Source organism: Cobetia amphilecti, from assembly GCF_020217465.1.
Classification (GTDB): domain Bacteria; phylum Pseudomonadota; class Gammaproteobacteria; order Pseudomonadales; family Halomonadaceae; genus Cobetia; species Cobetia amphilecti.
Map to the genome: position 1 here is coordinate 132,426 of NZ_CP084115.1, position 20,927 is coordinate 153,352.

19 protein-coding genes and 1 pseudogene are annotated in these 20,927 nt (G+C 65.3%); 6 read left to right on the top strand and 14 right to left on the bottom strand.

From position 1 onward, the window contains the following. Positions 1–45: 45 nt before the first annotated feature. The 6 genes from LCW13_RS00595 to LCW13_RS00620 all read right to left on the bottom strand — a co-directional run bounded on the left by LCW13_RS00595 (position 46) and on the right by LCW13_RS00620 (position 6,380). Complete coding sequence (locus LCW13_RS00595) at positions 46–1,092, bottom strand: TRAP transporter substrate-binding protein (RefSeq protein WP_225348088.1); 1,047 nt, start codon at positions 1,090–1,092, stop codon at positions 46–48. A 260-nt stretch (positions 1,093–1,352) separates the two neighbouring features. Next, positions 1,353–2,759 carry a TRAP transporter large permease gene (locus LCW13_RS00600; RefSeq protein WP_043333325.1) on the bottom strand — a complete coding sequence of 469 codons (1,407 nt, stop codon included), beginning with the start codon at positions 2,757–2,759 and terminating at the stop codon, positions 1,353–1,355. After that, complete coding sequence (locus tag LCW13_RS00605; protein WP_043333327.1) at positions 2,759–3,328, bottom strand: TRAP transporter small permease subunit; 570 nt, start codon at positions 3,326–3,328, stop codon at positions 2,759–2,761. Before LCW13_RS00605 ends, LCW13_RS00600 begins: the two co-directional genes overlap by 1 nt. Positions 3,329–3,980: 652 nt before the next feature. After that, entirely contained in the window at positions 3,981–4,811 is an 831-nt protein-coding gene (locus LCW13_RS00610) for an endonuclease/exonuclease/phosphatase family protein (RefSeq protein ID WP_084589364.1), read from the bottom strand. Continuing rightward, positions 4,811–5,455 carry a thiol:disulfide interchange protein DsbA/DsbL gene (locus LCW13_RS00615; RefSeq protein WP_043333328.1) on the bottom strand — a complete coding sequence of 215 codons (645 nt, stop codon included), beginning with the start codon at positions 5,453–5,455 and terminating at the stop codon, positions 4,811–4,813. Before LCW13_RS00615 ends, LCW13_RS00610 begins: the two co-directional genes overlap by 1 nt. A 277-nt stretch (positions 5,456–5,732) precedes the next feature. After that, entirely contained in the window at positions 5,733–6,380 is a 648-nt protein-coding gene (locus tag LCW13_RS00620) for a c-type cytochrome (RefSeq protein WP_318527668.1), read from the bottom strand. Positions 6,381–6,789: 409 nt separating this feature from the next. On the opposite strand from LCW13_RS00620, the gene yihA reads away from it, so the two are divergent. Continuing rightward, complete coding sequence (gene yihA, locus LCW13_RS00625; protein ID WP_052384516.1) at positions 6,790–7,479, top strand: ribosome biogenesis GTP-binding protein YihA/YsxC; 690 nt, start codon at positions 6,790–6,792, stop codon at positions 7,477–7,479. A 143-nt stretch (positions 7,480–7,622) separates the two neighbouring features. Here yihA and LCW13_RS00630 read toward each other — a convergent pair whose 3' ends face one another. From LCW13_RS00630 to argH, 8 genes and pseudogenes are all read right to left on the bottom strand, one after another. Beyond that, positions 7,623–8,033, bottom strand: a complete 411-nt coding sequence (locus LCW13_RS00630; protein ID WP_043333330.1) for a hypothetical protein — start codon at positions 8,031–8,033, stop codon at positions 7,623–7,625. A 214-nt stretch (positions 8,034–8,247) separates the two neighbouring features. Continuing rightward, a complete protein-coding gene (locus tag LCW13_RS00635) occupies positions 8,248–8,967 on the bottom strand; it encodes an HAD family hydrolase (protein WP_043333331.1) in 720 nt (239 codons plus the stop codon). After that, the gene (locus LCW13_RS00640) at positions 8,964–10,073 is read right to left on the bottom strand and encodes a tyrosine recombinase XerC (RefSeq protein ID WP_064503269.1); all 1,110 of its coding nucleotides are present in this window, start codon (positions 10,071–10,073) and stop codon (positions 8,964–8,966) included. Before LCW13_RS00640 ends, LCW13_RS00635 begins: the two co-directional genes overlap by 4 nt. Then, on the bottom strand, positions 10,070–10,861 hold the full coding sequence (locus LCW13_RS00645; protein WP_052384517.1) for a DUF484 family protein: 792 nt from the start codon (positions 10,859–10,861) through the stop codon (positions 10,070–10,072). Before LCW13_RS00645 ends, LCW13_RS00640 begins: the two co-directional genes overlap by 4 nt. A gap of 80 nt (positions 10,862–10,941) precedes the next feature. After that, positions 10,942–11,772, bottom strand: a complete 831-nt coding sequence (gene dapF / locus LCW13_RS00650) for a diaminopimelate epimerase (protein WP_043333332.1) — start codon at positions 11,770–11,772, stop codon at positions 10,942–10,944. Then, positions 11,772–13,043: a diaminopimelate decarboxylase gene (gene lysA, locus LCW13_RS00655; RefSeq protein WP_043333334.1), complete on the bottom strand. Its 1,272-nt coding sequence runs from the start codon at positions 13,041–13,043 to the stop codon at positions 11,772–11,774. The genes dapF and lysA overlap by 1 nt, the downstream gene beginning before the upstream one ends. Positions 13,044–13,178: 135 nt before the next feature. Then, positions 13,179–13,313 (bottom strand): annotated as a pseudogene (gene lptM, locus LCW13_RS17560) (LPS translocon maturation chaperone LptM); the annotation flags it as partial. 92 nt (positions 13,314–13,405) lie between these two features. Next, complete coding sequence (argH, locus tag LCW13_RS00665) at positions 13,406–14,800, bottom strand: argininosuccinate lyase (protein ID WP_043333338.1); 1,395 nt, start codon at positions 14,798–14,800, stop codon at positions 13,406–13,408. Between the two features lie 275 nt (positions 14,801–15,075). Here argH and hemC point away from each other — a divergent pair, with 275 nt between their 5' ends. The 5 genes from hemC to LCW13_RS00690 all read left to right on the top strand — a co-directional run bounded on the left by hemC (position 15,076) and on the right by LCW13_RS00690 (position 20,829). Then, positions 15,076–16,023, top strand: a complete 948-nt coding sequence (hemC, locus tag LCW13_RS00670; protein ID WP_043333340.1) for a hydroxymethylbilane synthase — start codon at positions 15,076–15,078, stop codon at positions 16,021–16,023. Between the two features lie 10 nt (positions 16,024–16,033). Further along, a complete protein-coding gene (locus tag LCW13_RS00675; RefSeq protein WP_064503270.1) occupies positions 16,034–16,918 on the top strand; it encodes a uroporphyrinogen-III synthase in 885 nt (294 codons plus the stop codon). Beyond that, positions 16,919–18,490: a uroporphyrinogen-III C-methyltransferase gene (locus LCW13_RS00680; protein ID WP_084589367.1), complete on the top strand. Its 1,572-nt coding sequence runs from the start codon at positions 16,919–16,921 to the stop codon at positions 18,488–18,490. After that, complete coding sequence (locus tag LCW13_RS00685) at positions 18,487–19,710, top strand: heme biosynthesis HemY N-terminal domain-containing protein (protein ID WP_043333341.1); 1,224 nt, start codon at positions 18,487–18,489, stop codon at positions 19,708–19,710. The genes LCW13_RS00680 and LCW13_RS00685 overlap by 4 nt, the downstream gene beginning before the upstream one ends. A 534-nt stretch (positions 19,711–20,244) precedes the next feature. Beyond that, complete coding sequence (locus tag LCW13_RS00690; protein WP_052384518.1) at positions 20,245–20,829, top strand: DUF2780 domain-containing protein; 585 nt, start codon at positions 20,245–20,247, stop codon at positions 20,827–20,829. Positions 20,830–20,927: the final 98 nt, after the last annotated feature.

The window sequence follows — 20,927 nt, forward strand, 5'->3', positions numbered from 1 at the left end:
CAAGACTGCGCCGTCTCGCGGGAGCGCGGCGCAGGTAACGCAGTCTTACTGCACGCCTTCCGGATTGCGTGCGTTCAGGTAGGCCTGCTCAGAGACCTCATGCCACTTCTCGACCTTGCCTTCGAAGGTGGTGTAGGACTCGTAGATGCGACCGGCCAGATCGTTGGAGTCGCCGAGTTTCTTGACCACTTCGCCGGACAGCTCGCGTGCCTTGTCGAGCACGTCCTGCGGGTAGCGGCGCAGCTCGACCTTGTGCTCGTTGAGCAGTGTCTCGAGGGCGTCGTTGTTGCGCGCGGTGTACTCGTCGAGCATGTCCTGGTTCACGTCACGTACCGCGGAACGCAGGATGGCCTGCAGGTCCTTGGGCAGCTCGGCCATGGCGTCGTCATTGACGATGGCCTCGAAGGTGACGGTCGGCTCGTGCCAGCCCGGATAGTAGTAATACTTGGCGGCCTGATAGAGGCCGAAGGCCAGGTCGTTGTACGGGCCGATCCACTCGGTGGCATCGATGGCCCCGGACTGCAGCGAGGTGAAGATCTCGCCGCCGGGCATGCTGACCGTCGCCACGCCCATCTGCTGCATGACATCGCCACCCAGGCCCGGCATACGCATCTTCAGACCATCGAGGTCGGCGACCGAGTTGATCTCCTTGTTGAACCAGCCGCCCATCTGCACGCCCGAGGCGCCGCCCGCCATGACTTCGACGCCGAACTTGTCGTAGACCTCGTTCCACAGCTCCAGACCGCCGCCGTAATGCAGCCAGGCGTTCATTTCCTGCGCGGTCATGCCGAAGGGCACGGCGGCGAAGAACTGGGCTTCCGGCGCCTTGCCTTTCCAGTAGTAGGAAGCCGAGTGACCGATCTGCGCGGTACCCGAAGACACGGAGTCGAGGACCTCGAAGCCCGGGACCAGCTGGCCTGCTCCATAGACCTTGATCTTGAGACGGCCGTCGGACATCTCATCGACCAGACGTGCGAGGCGTTCCGGCCCCTGGCCTACCCCCGGGAAGTTCTTCGGCCACGAGGTGACCATCTTCCAGGTGAAGGTATCGGCGGCGTTGGCGACGGCCGGCAGGGTGCCCATGGCGGTCATGGTGCCGACGGCGATGCCGAAGGCGAGTTTGTTGAGTTGCATGGCATGCTCCTTGAAGTGCCCGATTGTTGTTGTGCACCGGTCATGAACTGGCGCTGGGCAAGAGGTGGGCCGCGAACGGCCCCCGGATATGATGCATCTGCATGAGCCGACTGGCGGCTCTCCCATCAGCTGGCGGGGCAGGCCCCGCCAATTCAGTTGCTGCTCTGTCCTTGTTCTGTTTCTTGTCCTGCTCTTGGTTCTGGCCCGTTAGTCGTCGTCTAGAACTGGGCCGGCAGCCAGGTGGCCAAGCCCGGGAAGGCGGCGAGTGCTCCCAGCATGCACAGCTGGATCAGGATGAACGGGATGACGCCCTTGTAGATCTGCTTGGTGCTGACTTCCTTGGGGGCCACGCCGCGCAGGTAGAAAAGCGCGAACCCGAATGGTGGTGTCAGGAAGGAAGTCTGCAGGTTGATGGCGATCATGATGCCCAGCCAGATCGGATCGAGGCCCATGGCCAGCAGCACCGGACCGACGATCGGCACCACCACGAAGGTGATCTCGATGAAGTCGAGGATGAAGCCGAGCAGGAAGATCACCAGCATCACCACCAGGGTGGCACCGATGACGCCGCCGGGCATGTTCTCGAAGATCTCGGTGACGACCTCTTCGCCGCCGAAGCCGCGGAACACCAGCGAGAACAGCGCCGCACCGATCAGGATCAGGAACACCATCGAGGTGACATTGGTGGTGGAGCGCACCACTTCCGTCAGGGTCTTCAGGCTCAGCTTGCGGTTGGCGAGGGCCAGCATCAGCGCACCGAAGGCGCCCACGGCAGAGGCTTCGGTCGGGGTCGCCAGACCGCCGAGAATCGAGCCGAGCACACAGACGATCAGCACGATCGGCGGCACCAGACCCTTCATCAGCAGCCAGAAGATGCTGCCGGTATGTCCCAGCTCTTCCATCAGCGCATCACGATCGACGGCCGGCGCCTTCTCCGGCTTCAGCCAGGCGACCATGGCGATGTAGACGATATAGGCGAGCACCAGGATCAGGCCCGGAATCAGCGCGCCGATGAACAGGTCGCCCACCGAGACGGTCTTCGGGCTCCAGATGCCCATCGACAGCTGCGCCTGCTGATAGGCGGAAGACAGCACGTCGCCCAGCAGGACCAGCGCGATGGACGGCGGGATGATCTGCCCCAGGGTGCCGGTGGCACAGATGGCGCCGGTGGCCAGTGACGGGTCGTAACCGCGCTTGAGCATGGTCGGCAGTGACAGCAGGCCCATGGTGACGACGGTCGCGCCGACGATACCGGTGGAGGCAGCCAGCAGCATGCCGACGATGGTTACGGAAATCCCCAGCCCGCCCCGCAGCGAGCCGAACATCAGCGCCATGGCGTCGAGCAGCGTCTCGGCGACCTTGGACTTCTCCAGCAGCACGCCCATCAACACGAACAATGGCACGGCCAGCAGGGTCTGGTTGGTCATGGTGCCGTAGAGGCGGTTGGGCATCGCGGACAGGAAGCTGGCATCGAATACGCCCTGGGTAATGCCCAGCGCATCCAGCCCCATGCCGAGTCCGGCGAAGGCAAGCGCGGTACCGGCCAGTGACAGCGCCACCGGATAGCCCAGCATCAAGACGATACAGATACACACGAACAGCAGCAGTGGCATGATCTCGAGCATTACACCAGCTCCTCATCGTGGTCAGGGGTGTCATCGCTCGCATGCGGAGAGGGCAGGCGGCCCATCAGGAACAGCAGGTGGCGGCCGGCTTCCGCCACGCCTTGCAGCATCATCAGGATGGCGATGGCCGGAATCAGGGTCTTGAGCAGGTAGACGCCCGGCAGGCCGCCGGATTCGGGCGAGGCTTCCTTGATGCCCCAGGAATCGCCCACGTAACCGAGGCTGGAGAGCAGGATGAAGGTCATCACCGGGAACAGCAGGAACAGGGTGCCGCCGAGATCGACCCACGACTTCCCGCGGTGCGACATGCGCTGATAGAAGATATCCACCCGCACATGGCCGTCGTGCTTGAGCGTGTAGCTGGCGGCGAGCAGGAAGACGGCCGCGTGCATGTACATCACGGATTCCTGCATGGGGATGCTGTTGATGTTGAAGGCGTAGCGCAGCATCACGATGGTGAATTCGACCAGCATCATGATGACGACCAGCCAGGACACGCAGCGTCCCAGCCCCTCGGTCATGCGGTCGAGCCCTGTGAGCCAGCCGGGGGTAGAGGCATTGGCAGACATGGAGTCCCCTTGGCCTGCGGGTAGCAGGTGGTGATTGTTGGTGTTGTTGTTGCTTTGCCGACAGCGTCTGCTGTGTCTTTGCCAAGCGCTTGTGTTGCAAGCAGTTGTGTTGCAAGCGATTGCTGGCAAGGTCGCCAATTCAGATGTTGCTCATGTTGTGGTCAGTCGCGGTGTCCAGCAAGCCGTGATGGCATCGCTTTGAACAACGCTATTCCACGCTTCATCCCTGTAAGTGACGTCGCTCGGATGCGGCATGCCATCAGTCATCGCTAAGTCAACGATTAATCCACGTCATTGGCAGACAAAGAGTAGCGAGCGGCGTCGCAACAACAAATGGATCATTGGTCTGACAGGCGGTTTTTGTCTTTGCTTACAGTGAGATAGGCGAAGAAATACCGGCAGGCAGGCAAGGAAACGGGCAAGTAAGGGCGCGGCAGATCGCGTTATGCGCATCCAACAGCCCGCAAGCGATGCGCCGCAGACGCGGCGGCAGGGGTGAGCATCATGGCGCAGACAGCTGCCGGCAAGCCGTAGCTGAGGGAAGCCTGGGTCGGGAAAGCCAAGCGGGAGAGCCAGGCAGTAGAGGGCGATATGCGAGGGATCGATATCCGAGGGGCAGGCGTCAGAGATGCCTATGCAAGAGAGGCAGGCGTCAGGCGAGCCCGATCGCCTTGCGGCATGCGGCTGGCAGATGGACTTCTACCGCAAGCGGCAGATGGTCGGAGAACAGGTGCGACAGCGTGGTCGGGTGGCTCAAGCGCAGCGTCGAGGAGACCAGGATATGGTCGAGTCCACGGCGTGGCTGCCAGGCCGGGTAGCTGTTGATGGCCTTGCTGGGGCGGGAGTCGAGTGCCTCGCTGAACGCCTTGTGCTGACGAAGCTGGGCCAGCGTGCAATTGAGGTCGCCCATCACGATGACATGCTTGAGGGGCGCGATCAGCTCGCCGAGATACTGCAGCTGACGATGCTGGATACGGGCGCCGAGTGCCAGGTGGGTCACGAAGACATGCAGGGCGTGTTCGCCCTCGCCGAAGCGGGCATGGATGGCCCCGCGTCCCGGCAGCGTCCCGGGCAGACTGTGCTCCTCGAGATGGCGGATCGGCAGGCGCGACAGCAGGCCGTTGCTGTGCTGAGCCAGGCGGCCCAGGTTGCGGTTGAGCTGCTGATAGCGGTGCGGGAATTCGGCCGTCTCGGCCAGTGAGTCGACCTGATTGACGTTGCCGGAGCGGAAACTGCCACCGTCGACTTCCTGCAGCCCGACGATATCGTAGGGCGTGATGGCGGCGGCGATCAGCTCCAGACGCTTGCGACGCATCGGGTGTGGCAGCACATGCTGCCAACCGCGGGTGACATAGTGATGCCACGCCGCGGTATGGATACCGACCTGCATGTTGAAGGTCAGCAGACGCAGGGGAGGTGCCGTCTCGTCGAGTCCGGCACCTCCCGCGGCGCTGGCGGCCACTGGGTCAGCAGCCGCTGCCATCAAGCGGCGTCCTTGCTGCCGGCTTTCTCTTCACGCACCTGCTCGACCAGCTCGTCGGTGATCTTGAGCATGTTCTGCAGTGAGCCAGCCGTGCTCGGCGAGATGACATAGCGGCCATCCACGATCAGTGCCGGTACGCCCATGATCTTGTAGGCGCGCATCTGGGCGTGGGCCTGATTGACCTGGCTCTTCACGCCGAAGGAGGTCAGCGACTTCTTGGCGTCTTCTTCGCTGACGCCGTAGTCGCTGTAGAACTTGGCGATATCATCCGGGTCGGTCAGGCGCTGGTGGTCCTGATGGATGGCATCGAAGAAGGCCTTGTGGGTCTCGTCGAGGATGCCCAGGTCCTTGGCGGCATAGAAGGCATAGGCGTGCTTGACCCAGTCCTGCCCCATGGTGGCCGGCAGACGGTTGAAGGTCACGTCACTCGGCAGCTCGTCGACCCACGGCTCGAGGCTGGATTCCAGCTTGTAGCAGTGCGGGCAGCCATACCAGAACGCTTCGACCACTTCGACATTGCCCGCCGGCGCGTCGGTCTTCACCGGCTCGTCGAGTACCTGGTAGTCCTTGCCAGCTTCAGCGGCGAACACGCTTGCTGACAGGCCAAGGCCCGCCACCAGAGTCAGTAGGGGTTTCCACTTCATGGAACATCTCCATCGGATTGAGGCATGCCCGGGCATGATACCCGGCAACATTAGTGATGCATCGAGTATGCGTGTCAGCCACCACTGCTGTCGAGACTGCCGGGCGGGACACGGCGGATCACTCTCGGGCCAGCCTAGCGTGACAAGGTTGACCGTTGGATGAACGCCGTTCGATCACGCCCAGAACAAGGCGTCGCTCGAACACGCCCCGTGAACGGCGTGCTGGTGGCGGTCGTCATCAAGTCGGTCATACTCGACACCCGGCTGAACGGATGCCTCAGCGCAGGCCGTGGAGATATTCGGCCACCTGCTGCATGTCGCTGTCACTCATGCGCGCGGCGATGCTGCTCATGATGGCGTTCGGGTCGTTGTCGCGGCTGCCGTCACGGAAGGCCTTGAGGGCCGTCACGGTATAGGCGGGGAATTGCCCGGCCAGCGCCGGATAGCCTGCTGAGTCGATGCCTTCACCGCGCGGGCCATGACAGGCTGTGCAGGCCGCGATGCCGCGCTCGAGCGAGCCTGCCCGATACAGCACCTCGCCGGCTCGGGCCGCCTCTGGCTCGGCCTGGCCGCGATTGGCGGGCTGCGCGGCGTAATGGGCCGCGATATCGGCGATGTCCTGATCGCTCAGGTTGTCGGCGATACCGGCCATCTGCGGCACCGAGCGGCGACCATCCCGGATGTCGGCCGTCTGCTTGCGCAGGTAGTGGGCCTGCTGGCCAGCAAGATGGGGGAAGGCCGGCGTCGGCGAGATGCCCTGGGCGCCATGACAGGCAGCACAGACGGCAGCCTTGGCCTTGCCTGCCGCGGCATCGCCGACCAGCGACTCGGCGGCGGCCCCCGTCGGCAAGGTGGCGGCCAACATAGTGGCAGCAAGTGCCAGCAGCAGGCGCAAGGGGCGCGCGGGGGTCTGCCTTGGTCTCATCAGCTCATCCATTTCACTGGTCCCTGTTTCACGAAGAGGCCCGTTCGGGGCTTGTATCATCCGGCGTGGATGGTGGCCTCTGTCATTTCCCCGGTGCCCGCGCCGTGCTGCGCGCGGTGAGAAGTGCACCCCACTCTCGCAGCCCGTGAGAGCAGGGTGGTACACTAGGCCTCATGATCGCCATGCTGACCTTGCAGGCAGTATAGCGAATCCCCTCAGGGCGCGTGAGCGTGCCTGTCGCCAGTCGTGTCATCGCAGTAATCCAGTGCATCTTCCCGCTGTCGTCGGCAAGTTGCAGCGCCGATGACAGGGCATGCGGCACTCTTTTCGTTACACCGGTCGTTTCTTCTGCTCTCTCGTGATGTCGCGCGGGCGAGACGTCCGCCTTCAACAGGTATTCAGAACTCCCATGGCCGAATCAGCTTCTTCGACCCCCAAGCTCCATTATCGTCAGGCGCGCTTCCTGATCAGTGCCGCGACTCTGGCCCAGTGCCCGACGGACGTGGGTGCCGAAGTGGCCTTCGCGGGTCGCTCCAATGCCGGCAAGTCCAGTGCCATCAATGCGCTGACTTCGCAGAAGGCGTTGGCCCGTACCTCCAAGACCCCCGGCCGCACCCAGCTGATCAACTATTTCACCATCGGTGAAACGGGCCGCCATCTGGTCGACCTGCCCGGCTATGGCTATGCCAAGGTGCCGGACAAGGTGAAGCGCGAGTGGCAGTCCCATCTGTCCAACTACCTGCGCAACCGCCAGTCGCTGCGGGGCCTGGTGCTGCTGATGGATGTGCGCCATCCGCTGTCCGAATTCGACCAGATGATGCTGGGCTGGGCCGATGAGGCCAAGATGCCGGTGCATATCCTGCTGACCAAGGCGGACAAGCTGAAGCGCGGGCCTGCTGCGGCAAGCCTGCAGAAGGTGCGTCACGCGCTCAAGGAGTGGGAAGACCTGGTCACGGTGCAGCTGTTCTCGTCGCTGAAGTACTCCGGTGTCGAGCAGGTGCATGCCAAGCTCGACGAGTGGCTGGCGGACCCGTCGGTGATGGATGGCGTGGAAGAGATGGCAGGCGATGAGGCACCGCAGGACCCCTTCGACGACTGACTGAAGGTGTAAGGCGATTTGGGGCGAATCCTCGAACTACGCCACCTTGCATGACGAAACGGCCACCCCTCGGGGTGGCCGTTTGCGTTACGACAGGCGCGTTGTCACTCACATCTGCATTGTTGCCCTTCCCCAAGGGCCAATCACATGAACAGGCTGCGCGGCGCGCTGCTGATGGGGTCAAGGCGGGTCAGGGAGCTCGTCTCCCTGGGCGCCGAGAGAATATGCGGCACCTTTGCCGCGGGCTCGACGACTTCCGGCATCGTCACGGCCTCGCTGGGGACGAGCAGGCTGCGCATGGCCTCCTGTGGTGAGGCCGCCGGCGCTTCCTGCACGCCGGATTGCGATGTCGCGAGGCTGGCACGCCCACTGTAGACCGCCACGATGACCAGCAACGCGGATGCCAGCACGATGGCGACGCCTTTCAGCAGGGCGCGGCTGGACTGACGCGAGGGCGTCATGATCGGCGCACGCTGCTCGCCTTCACCATGCAGGGGCGGCCTCTGGGGAGAGGAAGATGACACACGGTAGCGCGGGAGTGAGTGGGTGCTCATGCTGGCCTCTCCTTTTGAGGTCGAGGTGGCAGGCATCCCCAGCGCAGACTCAGGAACCCCAGACAGGGTTCAATATCGACGACGCTGAGAAACTTGTACATGAAATATGGTTGAGGCGTCATTTTTGTACAAGTTTTAATTCACTCAGCCATTGGGCACATCAGGCGCGCCACACCTTGAGCCTCAGCCGTCGGTTGCTCAGTCATTCCGTCACTCAGCCATTCAGGCGTGCAATCAGCGCCGGCAGTTCGCGGACATGCGTGATGACATGTACGCCTGCCGGGACGGGGCCCGGCGCGCCCTGGCCCTTGACGTCGATCCAGGCGGCCTGCATGCCCAGGCGCGCGGCAGGCAAGGCATCTTCCTTCCATGAGTCACCGACATGCAGGGTGGTGGAGGGGCGGCTGCCCAGGCGTGCCATGGCGGCGAGGAAGGGGCGCGCATCCGGCTTGGGCGCCAGCCATTCGCCGGCGGCGATGCTGAACTCGAAATGATGATCCAGCGCGAGGCGAGCAAGGTCGACATTGCCATTGGTGATGGCACCAAGACGGTAATCGCGGGCGAGGGAGTCGAGCAGCTCGCTGGCTTCCGGGAAGGGCGTCAATTCGTGGCGCAGCGCCAGGAAGCGCTCGATGGCGGCGCGTGACCAATGGCCCGCCTGCTCATCATCATGCCCGGCATCGCGCAGCATGGCGTGCATGGCCTCGCGGCGCAGCCAGGTGAAGTCACCGCGGCGCAGCGGGTGCTCCAGCCCCAGCGCCATGCGACGACGCGTGTATTCCTCGAGGGGGAAATCGTTGGCATGCCCGATCTCGCCATCCAGCCAGGCGTAATGCTCGGCCTCGGCGCGCTCCATCACCGCGCGATTGGCCCACAGGGTGTCATCGAGATCGAAGGTCAAGGCCGTCAGGCGAGGCGCATTGGCAGGCGTCACAGGGTGTCATCCTTGAGTGGGGCATCAATAGGGGAGGTGGCGTCGGTGTCTGATGTTGCCGTCGCTGATCCGCGCTGGCGGCGGGCGCGAGGGTGCGCCTGATCATAGGCGCTGGCCAGTTGCTGCCAGTCGAGGCGCGTGTAGACCTGGGTGGTCGAGAGGTGGGCGTGCCCCAGCAGTTCCTGCACGGCGCGCAGGTCGCCGCTGGATTCGAGCAGATGACTGGCGAAAGAGTGGCGCAGGCGGTGCGGGTGCAGATGCTCGGGCAGGCCGCGTTCTTTCGCCTGCGTCACCAGCCTGAGCTGCACGCCACGCTGACCGAGGCGCCGCCCCTGCTGGCCGACGAACAGTGCCGGCTCGTCCTGGGCGGCGAGCTGGCCACGCACCACCAGCCAGGCATCCAGCGCCTGGCGGGCGCGTGAGCCGATCGGCAGCTGGCGGGGCTTGTCGCCCTTGCCGCGTACGCGCAGGCGGCGGGTTTCCAGCATGTCGAGGTCGAGGCTGACCAGCTCCGAGAGACGCAAGCCTGCGCCGTAGAGCAGTTCCAGCATCGCCTGATCGCGGATCGCCAGCGGCGTGCCGTCATGTGGGCAGTCGAGAAAGCGCGCCAGGCTGTCGATATCCACCGGGCGTGGCAGATGGTCCGGCAGGCGTGGTGTCTGCACCAGCCCCGCCGGGTTGTGTGGCAGCACATCCTGCTCGACCAGCCAGCCACAGAAACGGCTGATCGCCGCGCGCCGCCGCGCCAATGAGCGCGGCGCGAGGCCACGACTGCGCTCGGCACCCAGAAAACGCCTGAGCGTCGGTACGTCCAGCGCCTGCCAATCCTGCGGCAGGGGCGGCGCATCCTTTGCACCAGCGGCGCTGCTGTCCGCCGCGGGACGCAGCATGAAGGTGGTCAACGCCTGCAGATCACGCGCGTAGGCGCTGACGGTCGCGTGGCTGCTGTCGAGGGCAAGCTCGGCCAGAAATTCCCGACAGGTCGCGGACAGCCCCTGCTCGGCGGCAACACGCTCGGCGCTGTTCGCTGCGGCGCTGTTCGCTGAGGCGTCGTCGGTGGATGTGTCGATGACCGAGGCGCCGTGGGCCGACTCGAGGCGACTCATCGGCTGGCCTGGTCGTCACGGCTCGAGGAGCGCAGTGGCGGCTGGCCCGGGGCATCGCGGCCCAGGCAGCGGGCCAGCACGTCACCGAGGTATTCGGGAAACAGGGTATCGAGACCGGCACGGAACTGCTCGGCATCGGCACTCGCCACCACCAGATAGCCCAGGCACTCGCCCCGGGTCAGGCGCACGATGACGGCGGAGCCGCGCGTGGCATCGGCCTGGCTGGCATCGACGAGGTCTGCGCAGTCGGCGCCGAGTGGCCACTGATGGTCGGGCAGCAGAGCTTCCCAGCGCGTGCGCGGCATGGCCAGGCAGCGACTGGCGCGACCCTCGAGCAGACGCTCGAACTGCTCGCCGCGCGCATCGTCGAGCGCCTGGCGCGGTGGCTGTGCCGAGGCACCGGCGTCGCGCTGCCACAGACAGACGGCCGCGATGTCGAACAGCTCGCTGAGACGCGTGGCCAGCGTTTCGGCCAGCGCATCATCGGACTCGGCATCGAGCAGATCCAGCACCAGCTGACGCAGACGCTGATAGCGACTCTCGTTGTCGCGCGCGGCGGTCAACAGCTCCTCGAGGCGCTCTTCTGCCTGATCGGTCCGCCCGCGCAGGTCATGTACCAGCCGCTCCAGCAACGAGATGCTGCCGCCGCGCGCTTCCGGGTGTGGCACCCGCATGCGTTGCAGCAACCCTTCACGCCCCTCGAAGAAATCGGGATGCGTGGCCAGCCATTCGGCGACCCGATCCGGGTCCAGCGTGCGCGGGCGACGTGACACGGGTGACTCGGCCATGTGGGACTCCTTGCGGACGGTTGGCAGCGGGACGCCGTCGGCCATGTTTCCGGCAGCGTCCCTCGGCTGGGGCTGGCGCTCTACAGGATGATGCGGCCTTCGAAGACGGTCTCGGCGGGGCCGGTCATGAATACCGGCTGGCCGTCGCCACCCCATTCGATGCTCAGGGTGCCGCCGGGCAGCGTGACATTGACCGGGCTTGCCAGCAGGCCACGGCGAATGCCGGACGCGACCGCCGCACAGGCGCCGGTGCCACAGGCCAGCGTCTCGCCGACACCGCGCTCGAAGACACGCAGGCGCGCTTCATGTGGCGAGACGACCTCGAGGAAGCCGGCATTGACGCGCTTGGCGAAGCGCGGATGCGCCTCGATCAGCGGGCCCAGCGTCAGCACCGGGGCCTGTTCGACACTGTCGACCAGCAGCACCGCGTGGGGGTTGCCCATCGAGACGACGCCGATTTCCAGCGTCTCGCCGTCGACATCCAGGGTGTGCACCGGCAGGTCGGCCTCGGCCTCGAAGGACAGCGCGGCGGGGGCGAAGCGCGGCGCGCCCATGTCGACGCGCACACGGCCATCCTCGGCGACGACCAGGGTCAGCGGGCCGCCGGCCGTCTCGACGCGAATCTCGCGCTTGGTGGTCAGGCGCTGTTCACGCACGAAGCGCGCGAAGCAGCGCGCCCCGTTGCCGCAGTTCTCGACTTCACTGCCATCGGCATTGTAGATGCGATAGCGGAAGTCCATGTCCGGGTCGCGGGGCGGCTCGACCACCAGCAGCTGGTCGAAGCCGATGCCGAAGTTGCGGTCCGCCAGACGGCGGATATCGGCATCGCGCAGGCGGCTGCGCTGCGAGATCAGGTCAATGACCATGAAGTCATTGCCCAATCCGTGCATCTTGGTGAAGTTCACCAGCATCAGGCATCACCTTCCGGCAGCAGTTGCTCACCGGTCCACAGTTCTTCGAGGCGCTCGCGACGACGCACCAGGTGCATCTCGGGGCCATCGACCATCACCTCGGCAGGACGGCAGCGGCTGTTGTAGCTCGAGGCCATCACGAAGCCGTAGGCACCGGAAGAGCGCACGGCGAGCAGGTCGCCCGGCGCGATGGCCAGTTCGCGGTCCTTGCCGAGGAAGTCACCGGTCTCGCAGACCGGGCCGACCACATCGTAGCTGGCGGACTTGCGCGTCTCGCGCGTGTCGACGGTGACGATGTTCTGCCACGCCTGGTACAGCGACGGACGGATCAGGTCATTCATGCCGGCATCGATGATGGCGAAGTTCTTCTCTTCACCGGGCTTGAGGTATTCGACGCGGGTCAGCAGCACGCCGGCGTTGGCGGCGATGGAGCGGCCCGGTTCGAACAGCAGCGTCATCTCGCTGCCGTGCTCATAGCGGGCCAGACGCTCCAGCAGGGCGCTGGCGTAGGCGAAGGGCTCCGGCGGAGTCTCGTTCTGGTAGGGCACGCCGAGGCCGCCGCCGAGATCGAGGTGCTCGATGACGATGCCGCGTTCCCGCAGGCGATCCAGCAGCACCAGCAGGCGTTCGAGGGAATCGAGGAAGGGCGCCAGCTCGGTCAGCTGGGAGCCGATATGGCAGTCGGCACCGACCACCTGCACGTGCTCCATGGCGTTGGCGATCTCGTAGACCTCCAGCGCCTGTTCGACCGGAATGCCGAACTTGTTGGCCTTGAGGCCAGTTGAGATGTACGGGTGAGTGCCGGCATCGACGTCGGGATTGATGCGCAGTGACACCGGTGCGACGCGTCCGAGACGGCCCGCGACGGCGTTGAGGCGCTCAAGCTCCGGCAGCGACTCGACGTTGAAGCACTTGATACCCAGCTCCAGTGCACGCTCCATCTCGCCTGCCTGCTTGGCGACGCCGGAGAACACCACCTTGGCGGGGTCGCCGCCGGCCTTGATGACGCGCTCCAGCTCACCGGCGGAGACGATGTCGAAGCCGGCGCCCAGACGTGCCAGCACATTGAGCACCGCCAGGTTGGAATTGGCCTTCACGGCATAGCAGATGAGATGCGGGTGGTCGCCCAGCGCATCCTGATAGGCCTTGAAGTGGCGCTCGAGCGTGGCACGGCTGTAGACGTAGCACGGCGTGCCGAACTGCTCGGCCAGCGTGGCGAGCGAGACGTCTTCGGCGTGCAGCACGCCATCCTGATAAACGAAGTGATCCATGATCCGGCCTGCAAGATGTCGCGCCGGCGGGCATCACCCGCCGGAGATGAATAAGGGGGCTCAGGCGTCGCTGCCGGAAGTCTCGGCAGCGGCGGTGCTCTCTGTCTCGGAGGCGTCAGGTGCCGGCGCGGGAGCTTCGGCGCGCTGACCACCGGCATCGGCGTCCGCCGGCAGATAGAGCGGGCCTTTCTGGCCGCAGCCGGCCAGCAGGCCAGCACCCAGCAGCAGCGCCGCGAGGGTGCGAAGGGTATGACGGGCGGACTGGCTCATCAGATGACGCATCGGGCGGCCTCCTGGCAGCAAGCGATAGAGCGATGCGGGCCCGGTTGCCATGGGTGGCGACCAGGCCCGAAAGAGGATGATCAGGCGCGCGAGGCCAGGGCGTCACGCGCACGCTGCACGGCAGCGCGGACCTGGTTCGGCGCGGTGCCACCGATGTGGTTGCGCGCCGCGACGGAGCCTTCCAGCGTCAGCACGTCGAAGACGTCCTGCTCGATGGTGTCGGAGAACTGCTGGAGCTCTGCCAGGGTCATCTCGGACAGGTCGCGCTGCTGTTCGATGCCGAAGGCGACGGACTTGCCGACGATCTCGTGGGCATCACGGAAGGCGACGCCCTTGCGCACCAGGTAATCCGCCAGGTCGGTCGCGGTGGCGAAGCCCTTGCTGGCCGAGGCGTACATGTTGTCGGACTTGGCGCGGATCGCCGGAATCATGTCGGCGAAGGCACGCAGGCTGCCGCGCACGGTATCGATGGTATCGAACAGCGGCTCCTTGTCTTCCTGATTGTCCTTGTTGTACGCCAGCGGCTGGGACTTCATCAGGGTCAGCAGGCTCATCAGGTGGCCATAGACACGGCCGGTCTTGCCGCGCACCAGCTCCGGCACGTCCGGGTTCTTCTTCTGCGGCATGATGGAGGAGCCGGTGCAGAAGCGGTCCGGCAGGTCGATGAAGTCGAACTGGGCGCTGGTCCACAGCACCAGCTCTTCGCTCATGCGTGACAGGTGCATCATCAGCAGGCTGGCGAAGCTGGTGAATTCGATGGCGAAGTCACGGTCGCTGACCGAATCGAGGCTGTTCTCGGTCGGACGGTCGAAGCCGAGCAGCTCGCTGGTGACGTGACGGTCGATGGGGAAGGTGGTGCCGGCCAGCGCCGCGGCGCCCAGCGGCAGCACGTTCATGCGCACGCGGCAGTCACGCAGGCGGTCCTGGTCGCGGGCGACCATTTCCTGCCAGGCCAGCAGGTGGTGGCCGAAGGTGACCGGCTGGGCGCTCTGCAGGTGAGTGAAGCCCGGCATGATGGTGTCGGCTTCCTGCTCGGCCAGCCCCAGCATGCCTTCGCGCAGACGCGTCAGTTCGGCGTCGATGGCGTCGATCTCGTCACGCAGATAGAGGCGGATGTCGGTGGCGACCTGGTCGTTGCGTGAACGGCCGGTATGCAGCTTCTTGCCGGTGATGCCGATCTTGGCGGTCAGGCGTGCCTCGATGTTCATGTGCACGTCTTCCAGTGCCACGGACCACTCGAATTCGCCCCGCGCGATCTCTTCACTGATTTCCTTCAGTCCCGCGATGATGACGTCGCGTTCTTCTTCGCTCAGCACGCCGACACCGGCCAGCATGGTGGCGTGGGCGATGGAGCCCTGGATGTCGTGCTGCGCCATGCGCTGATCAAAATCGACGGAGGCGGTGAAACGTGCCACGAAGGCATCGGTCGGCTCGCTGAAGCGGCCGCCCCAGGACTGATTGGTAGATTCGCTCATCGGGATCTCGAATTGTGGTGACGTGTCCAGAGTTCGGCGTCCGGTGCACGGTCGCGCAGCCGGTATCGTTGACCTTGGAGTGTACCAGACTCCTGCGCGTGGGCGAGGGGCCGCGGCCAGTCCGGCGGATCGCAGGAAAGCGTGCCACGGATTTTCCCCCTGAGGTGACTGGCTTTATGATAAGTGTCATCAGAGGGCAGCGCTGTTCGTCAGTCAGGTTTGCTCAACAACTTCGAATCAGATGGCGTGCGTTGCGCGCCAGCAAGGAGAATGCCGTGCCCCGCCGTGAGATTCTGCGTATCGCGACCCGCAAGAGCCTGCTCGCCCTGTGGCAGGCCGAACACGTCAAGGCGCGACTCGAGGCCCTGCATCCTGGCTTGAGCGTCGAGCTGGTGCCGATGTCGACGCGTGGTGACAAGATTCTCGATACCCCGCTGGCCAAGATCGGCGGCAAGGGGCTGTTCGTGAAGGAGCTGGAAGAGGCGATGCTCGACGGTCGCGCCGATATCGCCGTGCACTCCATGAAGGATGTGCCGATGCACTTCCCGGAGTCGCTGGGACTGGCGGTGATTCTCGAGCGTCACGCCCCGACCGATGCCTTCGTGTCCAACACCTGTGCCAACTTCGATGCCCTGCCGCAGGGCGCGCGCCTGGGCACCTCCAGCCTGCGCCGTGGTCTGCAGGCCAAGGCGGCACGCCCGGACCTGGAGGTGCTGAGTCTGCGCGGCAATGTCCAGACGCGTCTCGGCAAGCTGGATGCCGGCGAGTTCGACGCCATCATCCTGGCCACCTCCGGCCTGCAGCGCCTCGAGCTGGATGCGCGCATCACCGCCGAGATGGACGCCGAGACCTGCCTGCCAGCCTGTGGCCAGGGCGCGCTCGGCATCGAGTGCAACCTGCAGGACGAGGAGATTCTTGCGCTGCTCGAGCCGCTGGCCCACGAAGACTCCAGTCGGTGCGTGCTGGCCGAGCGCGCCATGAACACGCACCTGGAAGGTGGCTGTCAGGTGCCGATCGGCGGCTATGCCGTGCTCGAGGAAGGCGGCAGCCAGCTGTGGCTGCGTGCGCTGGTCGGCAACCCCGACGGGACGGTCATCCTGCGCGCCGAAGCGCGTGGTCCGTCCGATGCGCCGGAAGCGCTGGGCGTCGCCGTCGCCGAAGACCTGCTCTCCCAGGGTGCCGGCGAGATTCTGGCGGCGGTCTACGGCGACGCTCGTGGCTGAGGTGTCAGCGATGGCAAAGGCGTCGCGTCTTGAGGTGTTGACGACGCGGCCGGGCTCGCGCGGAGCGGTTCTCGATGCGATGCTGAGTGAGGCCGGCTGCGAGGTGGAATGCCTCAAGCTGATGGCGCTCGAGGCCTTGCCGCTGGAACCCGCCGCGCGCCAGGCGATCATCGATGTCGATCTGTATCGCGGCGTGATCGTGATCTCGCCCCAGGCCGCCGGCTATCTGGCCGATTGTCTGGAGGAGTGGTGGCCACAGCTACCCGAAGGCGTCAGCTTCTATGCCGTCGGCGCGGCCACGGCCGAAGTGCTGCATTCGCGGCTGGGCGTGCCGGTGCGTGTTCCGCCGCGCGCCACGCGCGGTGAGCATGCCGAGCGCGATGCGCCAGTCGGCACCACCAGCGAAGCCTTGCTGTCGCTGCCGTCGCTCAGGGCGCTTGCGGGTCAGCGCTGGTTGCTGGTGGCCGGTGAAGGCGGGCGTCCGCTGCTGGAAGAGACGCTGGTGGCACGGGGTGCTCAGGTCACGCGTCTGGCACTTTATCGACGCCTTCCGTTGGCTTTGTCGCCGCAACAGGCTGGCCGTCTGGCGGCGGGCGCGTATGATGCAATGGTGGTGACCAGCAATGAACTGCTCGAGACGGTGATGGCATCGGTGACGCCGCAGGCCTTGCACCAACCGCTAATCGTGTCGAGCCACCGTTTGGCTACACTGGCACACGCTCATGGTTTCGAGCGCGTGACGGTCGCCGAGGACGCTTCACCCGGGGCCCTGACGCAGGCAGTACTTCGCGCCTGCGCCCCCATCAGCAAGACTCGCCATGCAGTGACCGGCGCCACTGCGCCTGGTCCGCGTGAGGCCATCGATTCCCAAGAATCCGGAAAAGGGCAAGCGTAGATGAGCAACCGAGAACACGATCAGGAAGATAACGGCTCTGCCGGCATGACGCCCGGCAAGTCGGGCGACAAGGATGCTGCCGCTCGCGCATCAGATGCTTCTTCCGCTTCCGGCGTTTCCGCCGATGACACTGCCTCTGGCCGCCCTGGCGCCGAGGCCTCCCGTTCGTCCTCTTCCTCGTCATCCGACACGGCTGATGCCCCGCGCGAGCGCCGCTCGCGAGGTGGGCGCAATCGTCGTGGGCGTGGCAAGGGGCAGGGCAGCTCCTCCTCTTCAACCTCATCCTCCACTGCCAGTGAGTCCACGCCCGTGAGCCAGACTTCAGACGACAACGCATCGACGCCTTCCGGCGCAAAATCGCCGCTTCCGGAGCGTAGCGAACCCGCCAAGGAGGCGTCTGCCGCCAAGCCGAGTGCTGGCAAGGCCTCTTCCAGCAAGGCGACTCCCGGCAAGCCCTCCACGCCGGCTGGCAAGACGGCCAGCGCGGGTGGTGCAGGCCTGGGTGGCACGACGGCACCCGGCACGCCGCCGCCCGGCGAGCCGCAGGGCAAGAAGAGCAAGGCCGGCAGCATCGCGCTGATTCTCGTCATCGTGCTGGCCATCGTGGTCGCGGTGCTGGCGTGGTTCGGCTGGCAGCGTCTGAATGCGCTGCCGGATGCGCAGGGCCTCGACAAGCAGGTCAGCGAGAGCGTGACCCAGCAGGTCGGCCAGGTCTCCAGCAAGGTCGAGGGTCTGTCGAGCACGCTGGAGAAGAACGAATCCCGCGTCAGCGAACTCGACAAGCGTCTGTCCAGCGAGAGCCAGGACACCGAGCAGGCCCTCAACAAGGTGCTCGAGGAGCTCAGCAAGTCCCAGCAGACCGACGCGCGTGACTGGCACTACGCGGAAGCCGAGTACCTGCTGCGCCTCGCCAACCAGCGTCTGCAGCTGGAGCGTGACGTGAACGGTGCCGATGCGCTGCTCGAGAACGCGGATGCGCGTATCGCGGCGGCCAACAACCCGGCGCTGCTGCCGGTGCGCAAGGCCATCCAGTCCGAACTGGCCAGCCTGGACAGCGTGCCGCGCGTCGACCGCAGCGGTATCTATCTGGCGCTGCTCGCCGAGCAGGAACAGCTGGCGCGTCTGCCGCTCAAGCAGGACGTGGCCGAGATCGCCGCCAAGGTCGAGAACGACGCAGCGCCGACAGGCGGTTGGCAGCAGCAGCTGGCCCGCTTCGGCAACGAGCTGAAGGACTTGGTCACCGTGCGTCGTCATGACGAGGCTCTGGAAGCCCTGATCACGCCGGAGCAGGAATCCTACCTGCGTCAGAACGTGCGTCTGGTGCTGGAGCAGGCGCAGCTGGCGCTGCTCAAGGAAGAGCCGAAGCTCTACCAGGCCGCCATCGACAAGGCCATCACGCTGGTCAATGGCTACTACGACACCAAGACCGATGGCGTGCAGAATGCCGTCGCCAAGCTGGAAGAGCTCAAGAGCAAGACCATCCGTCCGGAGCTGCCTGACATCTCCGCCTCTCTGAGCAAGCTGCGTGAGCTGATCGAGCGTCGCGCCCAGCAAGGGGGTGGCAACGCATGAGAGTCCTGATACTGCTGATCATCATCGGGCTGGCCATCGGTGCCCTGTTCGGGCAACTGATGCAGGCCTTCCCGGGCTACTGGTTGATTCGCGTCGGCGATACCTCGGTCCAGACCTCCTTCTGGTTCGGCTTGATCCTGCTGTTCGCGGGCTTCGTGGTGCTGCACTTCGGTCTGCGCCTGCTGTCGCGCTTCGCGCATCCGTTCTCCCGCCTCAAGGTGTGGAACAGCCGTACCCGTCACCGCAATGCCACGCGCAAGACCGTACGGGGTCTGGTGGCGCTGGCCGAAGGCCGCTGGAAGCGGGCCGAGAAGTCGCTGACCCACTCGGCGGAAGATTCCAGCACGCCGCTGGTCAACTACCTGTCCGCCGCCCTGGCCGCGCACTATCAGGGACGTTTTGAGCAGGCGGACACGCTGCTCAAGCGGGCGCACGAGTCCACCCAGGGCTCCGAGAGTGCCGTGGGTCTGGTGCAGGCGCAGCTGATGCTGGACCGCCAGCAGCACGAACAGGCGCTGGCGACCCTGACGCGTCTCGACAAGCAGCTGGGCGAGCACCCGCAGGTGCTCAAGCTGCTCAAGCAGGCCTATCTGGCGGTCAATGACTGGGATGGTCTGCGTCGTCTGATGCCGCGTCTCGACAAGCAGGACCTCATCTCCCCCGAGGAGAAGAAGGAGCTGGAACAGCGGGCCTATGTGGCGCTGATCCAGCAGGCCGCGCGCAATCCGGAAGACATCGAGCGCGTGCGCAACCTGTGGGCCGACATGCCGGACCACCTGCGCACCGACGTGAATCTGGTCGCGCTCTACGCCGAGGCGCTGATCGCCGGTGGCCAGGAAGGTCTGGCCGAGCGTCTGCTGCGTCACTCCCTCAAGGAGTGCTGGGATTCGCGTCTGGTACTGCGTTACGGCCTGCTGGACGTGGATGCACCGCGTCAGCTGGTGTATGCCGAGAAGTGGCTGCAGGAGCGTCCGAATGATCCGGACCTGCTGCTGTCGCTGGGCCGTCTGGCACTGCGCAACGCCAGCTGGGGCAAGGCTCAGGAGTACTTCGAGGCTAGCCAGCGCCAGCGTCCGAGCGGTACGGTGTGTGCTGAACTCGCGCGTCTGTTCGCCAACCTGGGCGAGCACAACAAGAGTCAGCTCTACTACCGTCAGAGCGTCGAGCTGCTGGATCGCTCACTGCCGGCCCTGCCGCAGCCGAGCAAGGACAACGCCTGAGGGGCGGCCGCCGAGTGTTAGTCAACCGTCGAGCGCCAGCCGTCTAGTGCCAGCCGTCTAGTGCCAACCAGGGCATGCCAGGCGTCATGAGGGCTGGCGGACAAGACACTCGGCGGCTTGCACGATGTTTCCTTGTTTGATGAAAGGTATTGCCCAATTGCACCGGTCGCGCTGTCGGCCGGTGATGCAGGTTTCTCTCCAGGGTATCCACGTTCACACGCTGTGTGACGGGATGCCCTTCTTTTTTGCCCGTGTGACGGGCGCTGAGGGCATTCTCGCCCAGGCTTTCGCCCTGTCAGCACGCCGCCGTGAGATGTCGGCGGGTGCATGCTGGCGTGGGCATGGCCGGTGCCGGATTTCTCGTTGCTGATCCGGCAACGATGCGTCCGGGACTGCACGGCCAGAGCGTGAGCGTGTGGCGCTGGCTGGAAGCGATTCCTCCGTGCGATGATTCTGCGTGTCGGATGCGCCCATGCACGTGGCGCATCTACGGGCCGAGTCCGGTCCGTTTCCCCAAGCGATGATGGAGTCTGCATGTTGCATAAGTCCCTGGCCCTGATGGGCGCCTCTGTACTGGCCGTGTCACTGGCCGGTTGTGCCGCTACCGGTAACAGCTCTTCCAGCAACGCCGCCAGCTCCTCCAGCTCGTCCAGCTCCATGATGAGCCTCGCCAGCAGCATGCTGAGCAGCCAGACAGGCCAGACCCTGCCGGCAGCCGACCTGATGTCCAGCCTGACTTCCCAGCTGGGTGTGTCCTCCACTCAGGCGCTGGGTGGCTCTGCTGCCATGCTGGCACTGGCCCAGTCCCAGCTTGGCACCAGCGCGACCTCCGAGCTGTCCACTGACGTGCCGCAGCTGTCCAGCCTGACCAGCAGCAGCTCGCTGTCCACGCTCTCCAGCCTGGCGAGCCTGAGCGGCAACGACAATGCCACGGCATTGGCCAGCACCGTCGGCAATGTCGATGACAGCGCATCTCTGGACAGCGCCTTCTCCGCGCTGGGCATGGACAGCAGCATGGTCTCCCAGTTCGCGCCGGTGCTGCTCAGCTACATGGGTGGCGAAGGCGTCAGCTCGACGCTGCTGAGCTCGCTGTCCAGCATGTGGGGCACCGGCTCCTGAGCCAGTCCCTTGCATGAGGTGTGAGGCAGTGTTTTATGCCCGCACATGAAAACGCCCCCAAGCCACTGGCTCGGGGGCGTTTTCGTTTCAGTACGGCT

Coding starts and splice junctions, on each gene's coding strand:
- LCW13_RS00595 (WP_225348088.1), bottom strand. CDS start 1,092: ATGACCGCCATGGGCACCCTGCCGGCCGTCGCCAACGCCGCCGATACC.
- LCW13_RS00600 (WP_043333325.1), bottom strand. CDS start 2,759: ATGCTCGAGATCATGCCACTGCTGCTGTTCGTGTGTATCTGTATCGTC.
- LCW13_RS00605 (WP_043333327.1), bottom strand. CDS start 3,328: ATGTCTGCCAATGCCTCTACCCCCGGCTGGCTCACAGGGCTCGACCGC.
- LCW13_RS00610 (WP_084589364.1), bottom strand. CDS start 4,811: ATGGCAGCGGCTGCTGACCCAGTGGCCGCCAGCGCCGCGGGAGGTGCC.
- LCW13_RS00615 (WP_043333328.1), bottom strand. CDS start 5,455: ATGAAGTGGAAACCCCTACTGACTCTGGTGGCGGGCCTTGGCCTGTCA.
- LCW13_RS00620 (WP_318527668.1), bottom strand. CDS start 6,380: ATGAGACCAAGGCAGACCCCCGCGCGCCCCTTGCGCCTGCTGCTGGCA.
- yihA (WP_052384516.1), top strand. CDS start 6,790: ATGGCCGAATCAGCTTCTTCGACCCCCAAGCTCCATTATCGTCAGGCG.
- LCW13_RS00630 (WP_043333330.1), bottom strand. CDS start 8,033: ATGAGCACCCACTCACTCCCGCGCTACCGTGTGTCATCTTCCTCTCCC.
- LCW13_RS00640 (WP_064503269.1), bottom strand. CDS start 10,073: ATGAGTCGCCTCGAGTCGGCCCACGGCGCCTCGGTCATCGACACATCC.
- LCW13_RS00645 (WP_052384517.1), bottom strand. CDS start 10,861: ATGGCCGAGTCACCCGTGTCACGTCGCCCGCGCACGCTGGACCCGGAT.
- dapF (WP_043333332.1), bottom strand. CDS start 11,772: ATGCTGGTGAACTTCACCAAGATGCACGGATTGGGCAATGACTTCATG.
- lysA (WP_043333334.1), bottom strand. CDS start 13,043: ATGGATCACTTCGTTTATCAGGATGGCGTGCTGCACGCCGAAGACGTC.
- argH (WP_043333338.1), bottom strand. CDS start 14,800: ATGAGCGAATCTACCAATCAGTCCTGGGGCGGCCGCTTCAGCGAGCCG.
- LCW13_RS00675 (WP_064503270.1), top strand. CDS start 16,034: ATGGCAAAGGCGTCGCGTCTTGAGGTGTTGACGACGCGGCCGGGCTCG.
- LCW13_RS00680 (WP_084589367.1), top strand. CDS start 16,919: ATGAGCAACCGAGAACACGATCAGGAAGATAACGGCTCTGCCGGCATG.
- LCW13_RS00685 (WP_043333341.1), top strand. CDS start 18,487: ATGAGAGTCCTGATACTGCTGATCATCATCGGGCTGGCCATCGGTGCC.
- LCW13_RS00690 (WP_052384518.1), top strand. CDS start 20,245: ATGTTGCATAAGTCCCTGGCCCTGATGGGCGCCTCTGTACTGGCCGTG.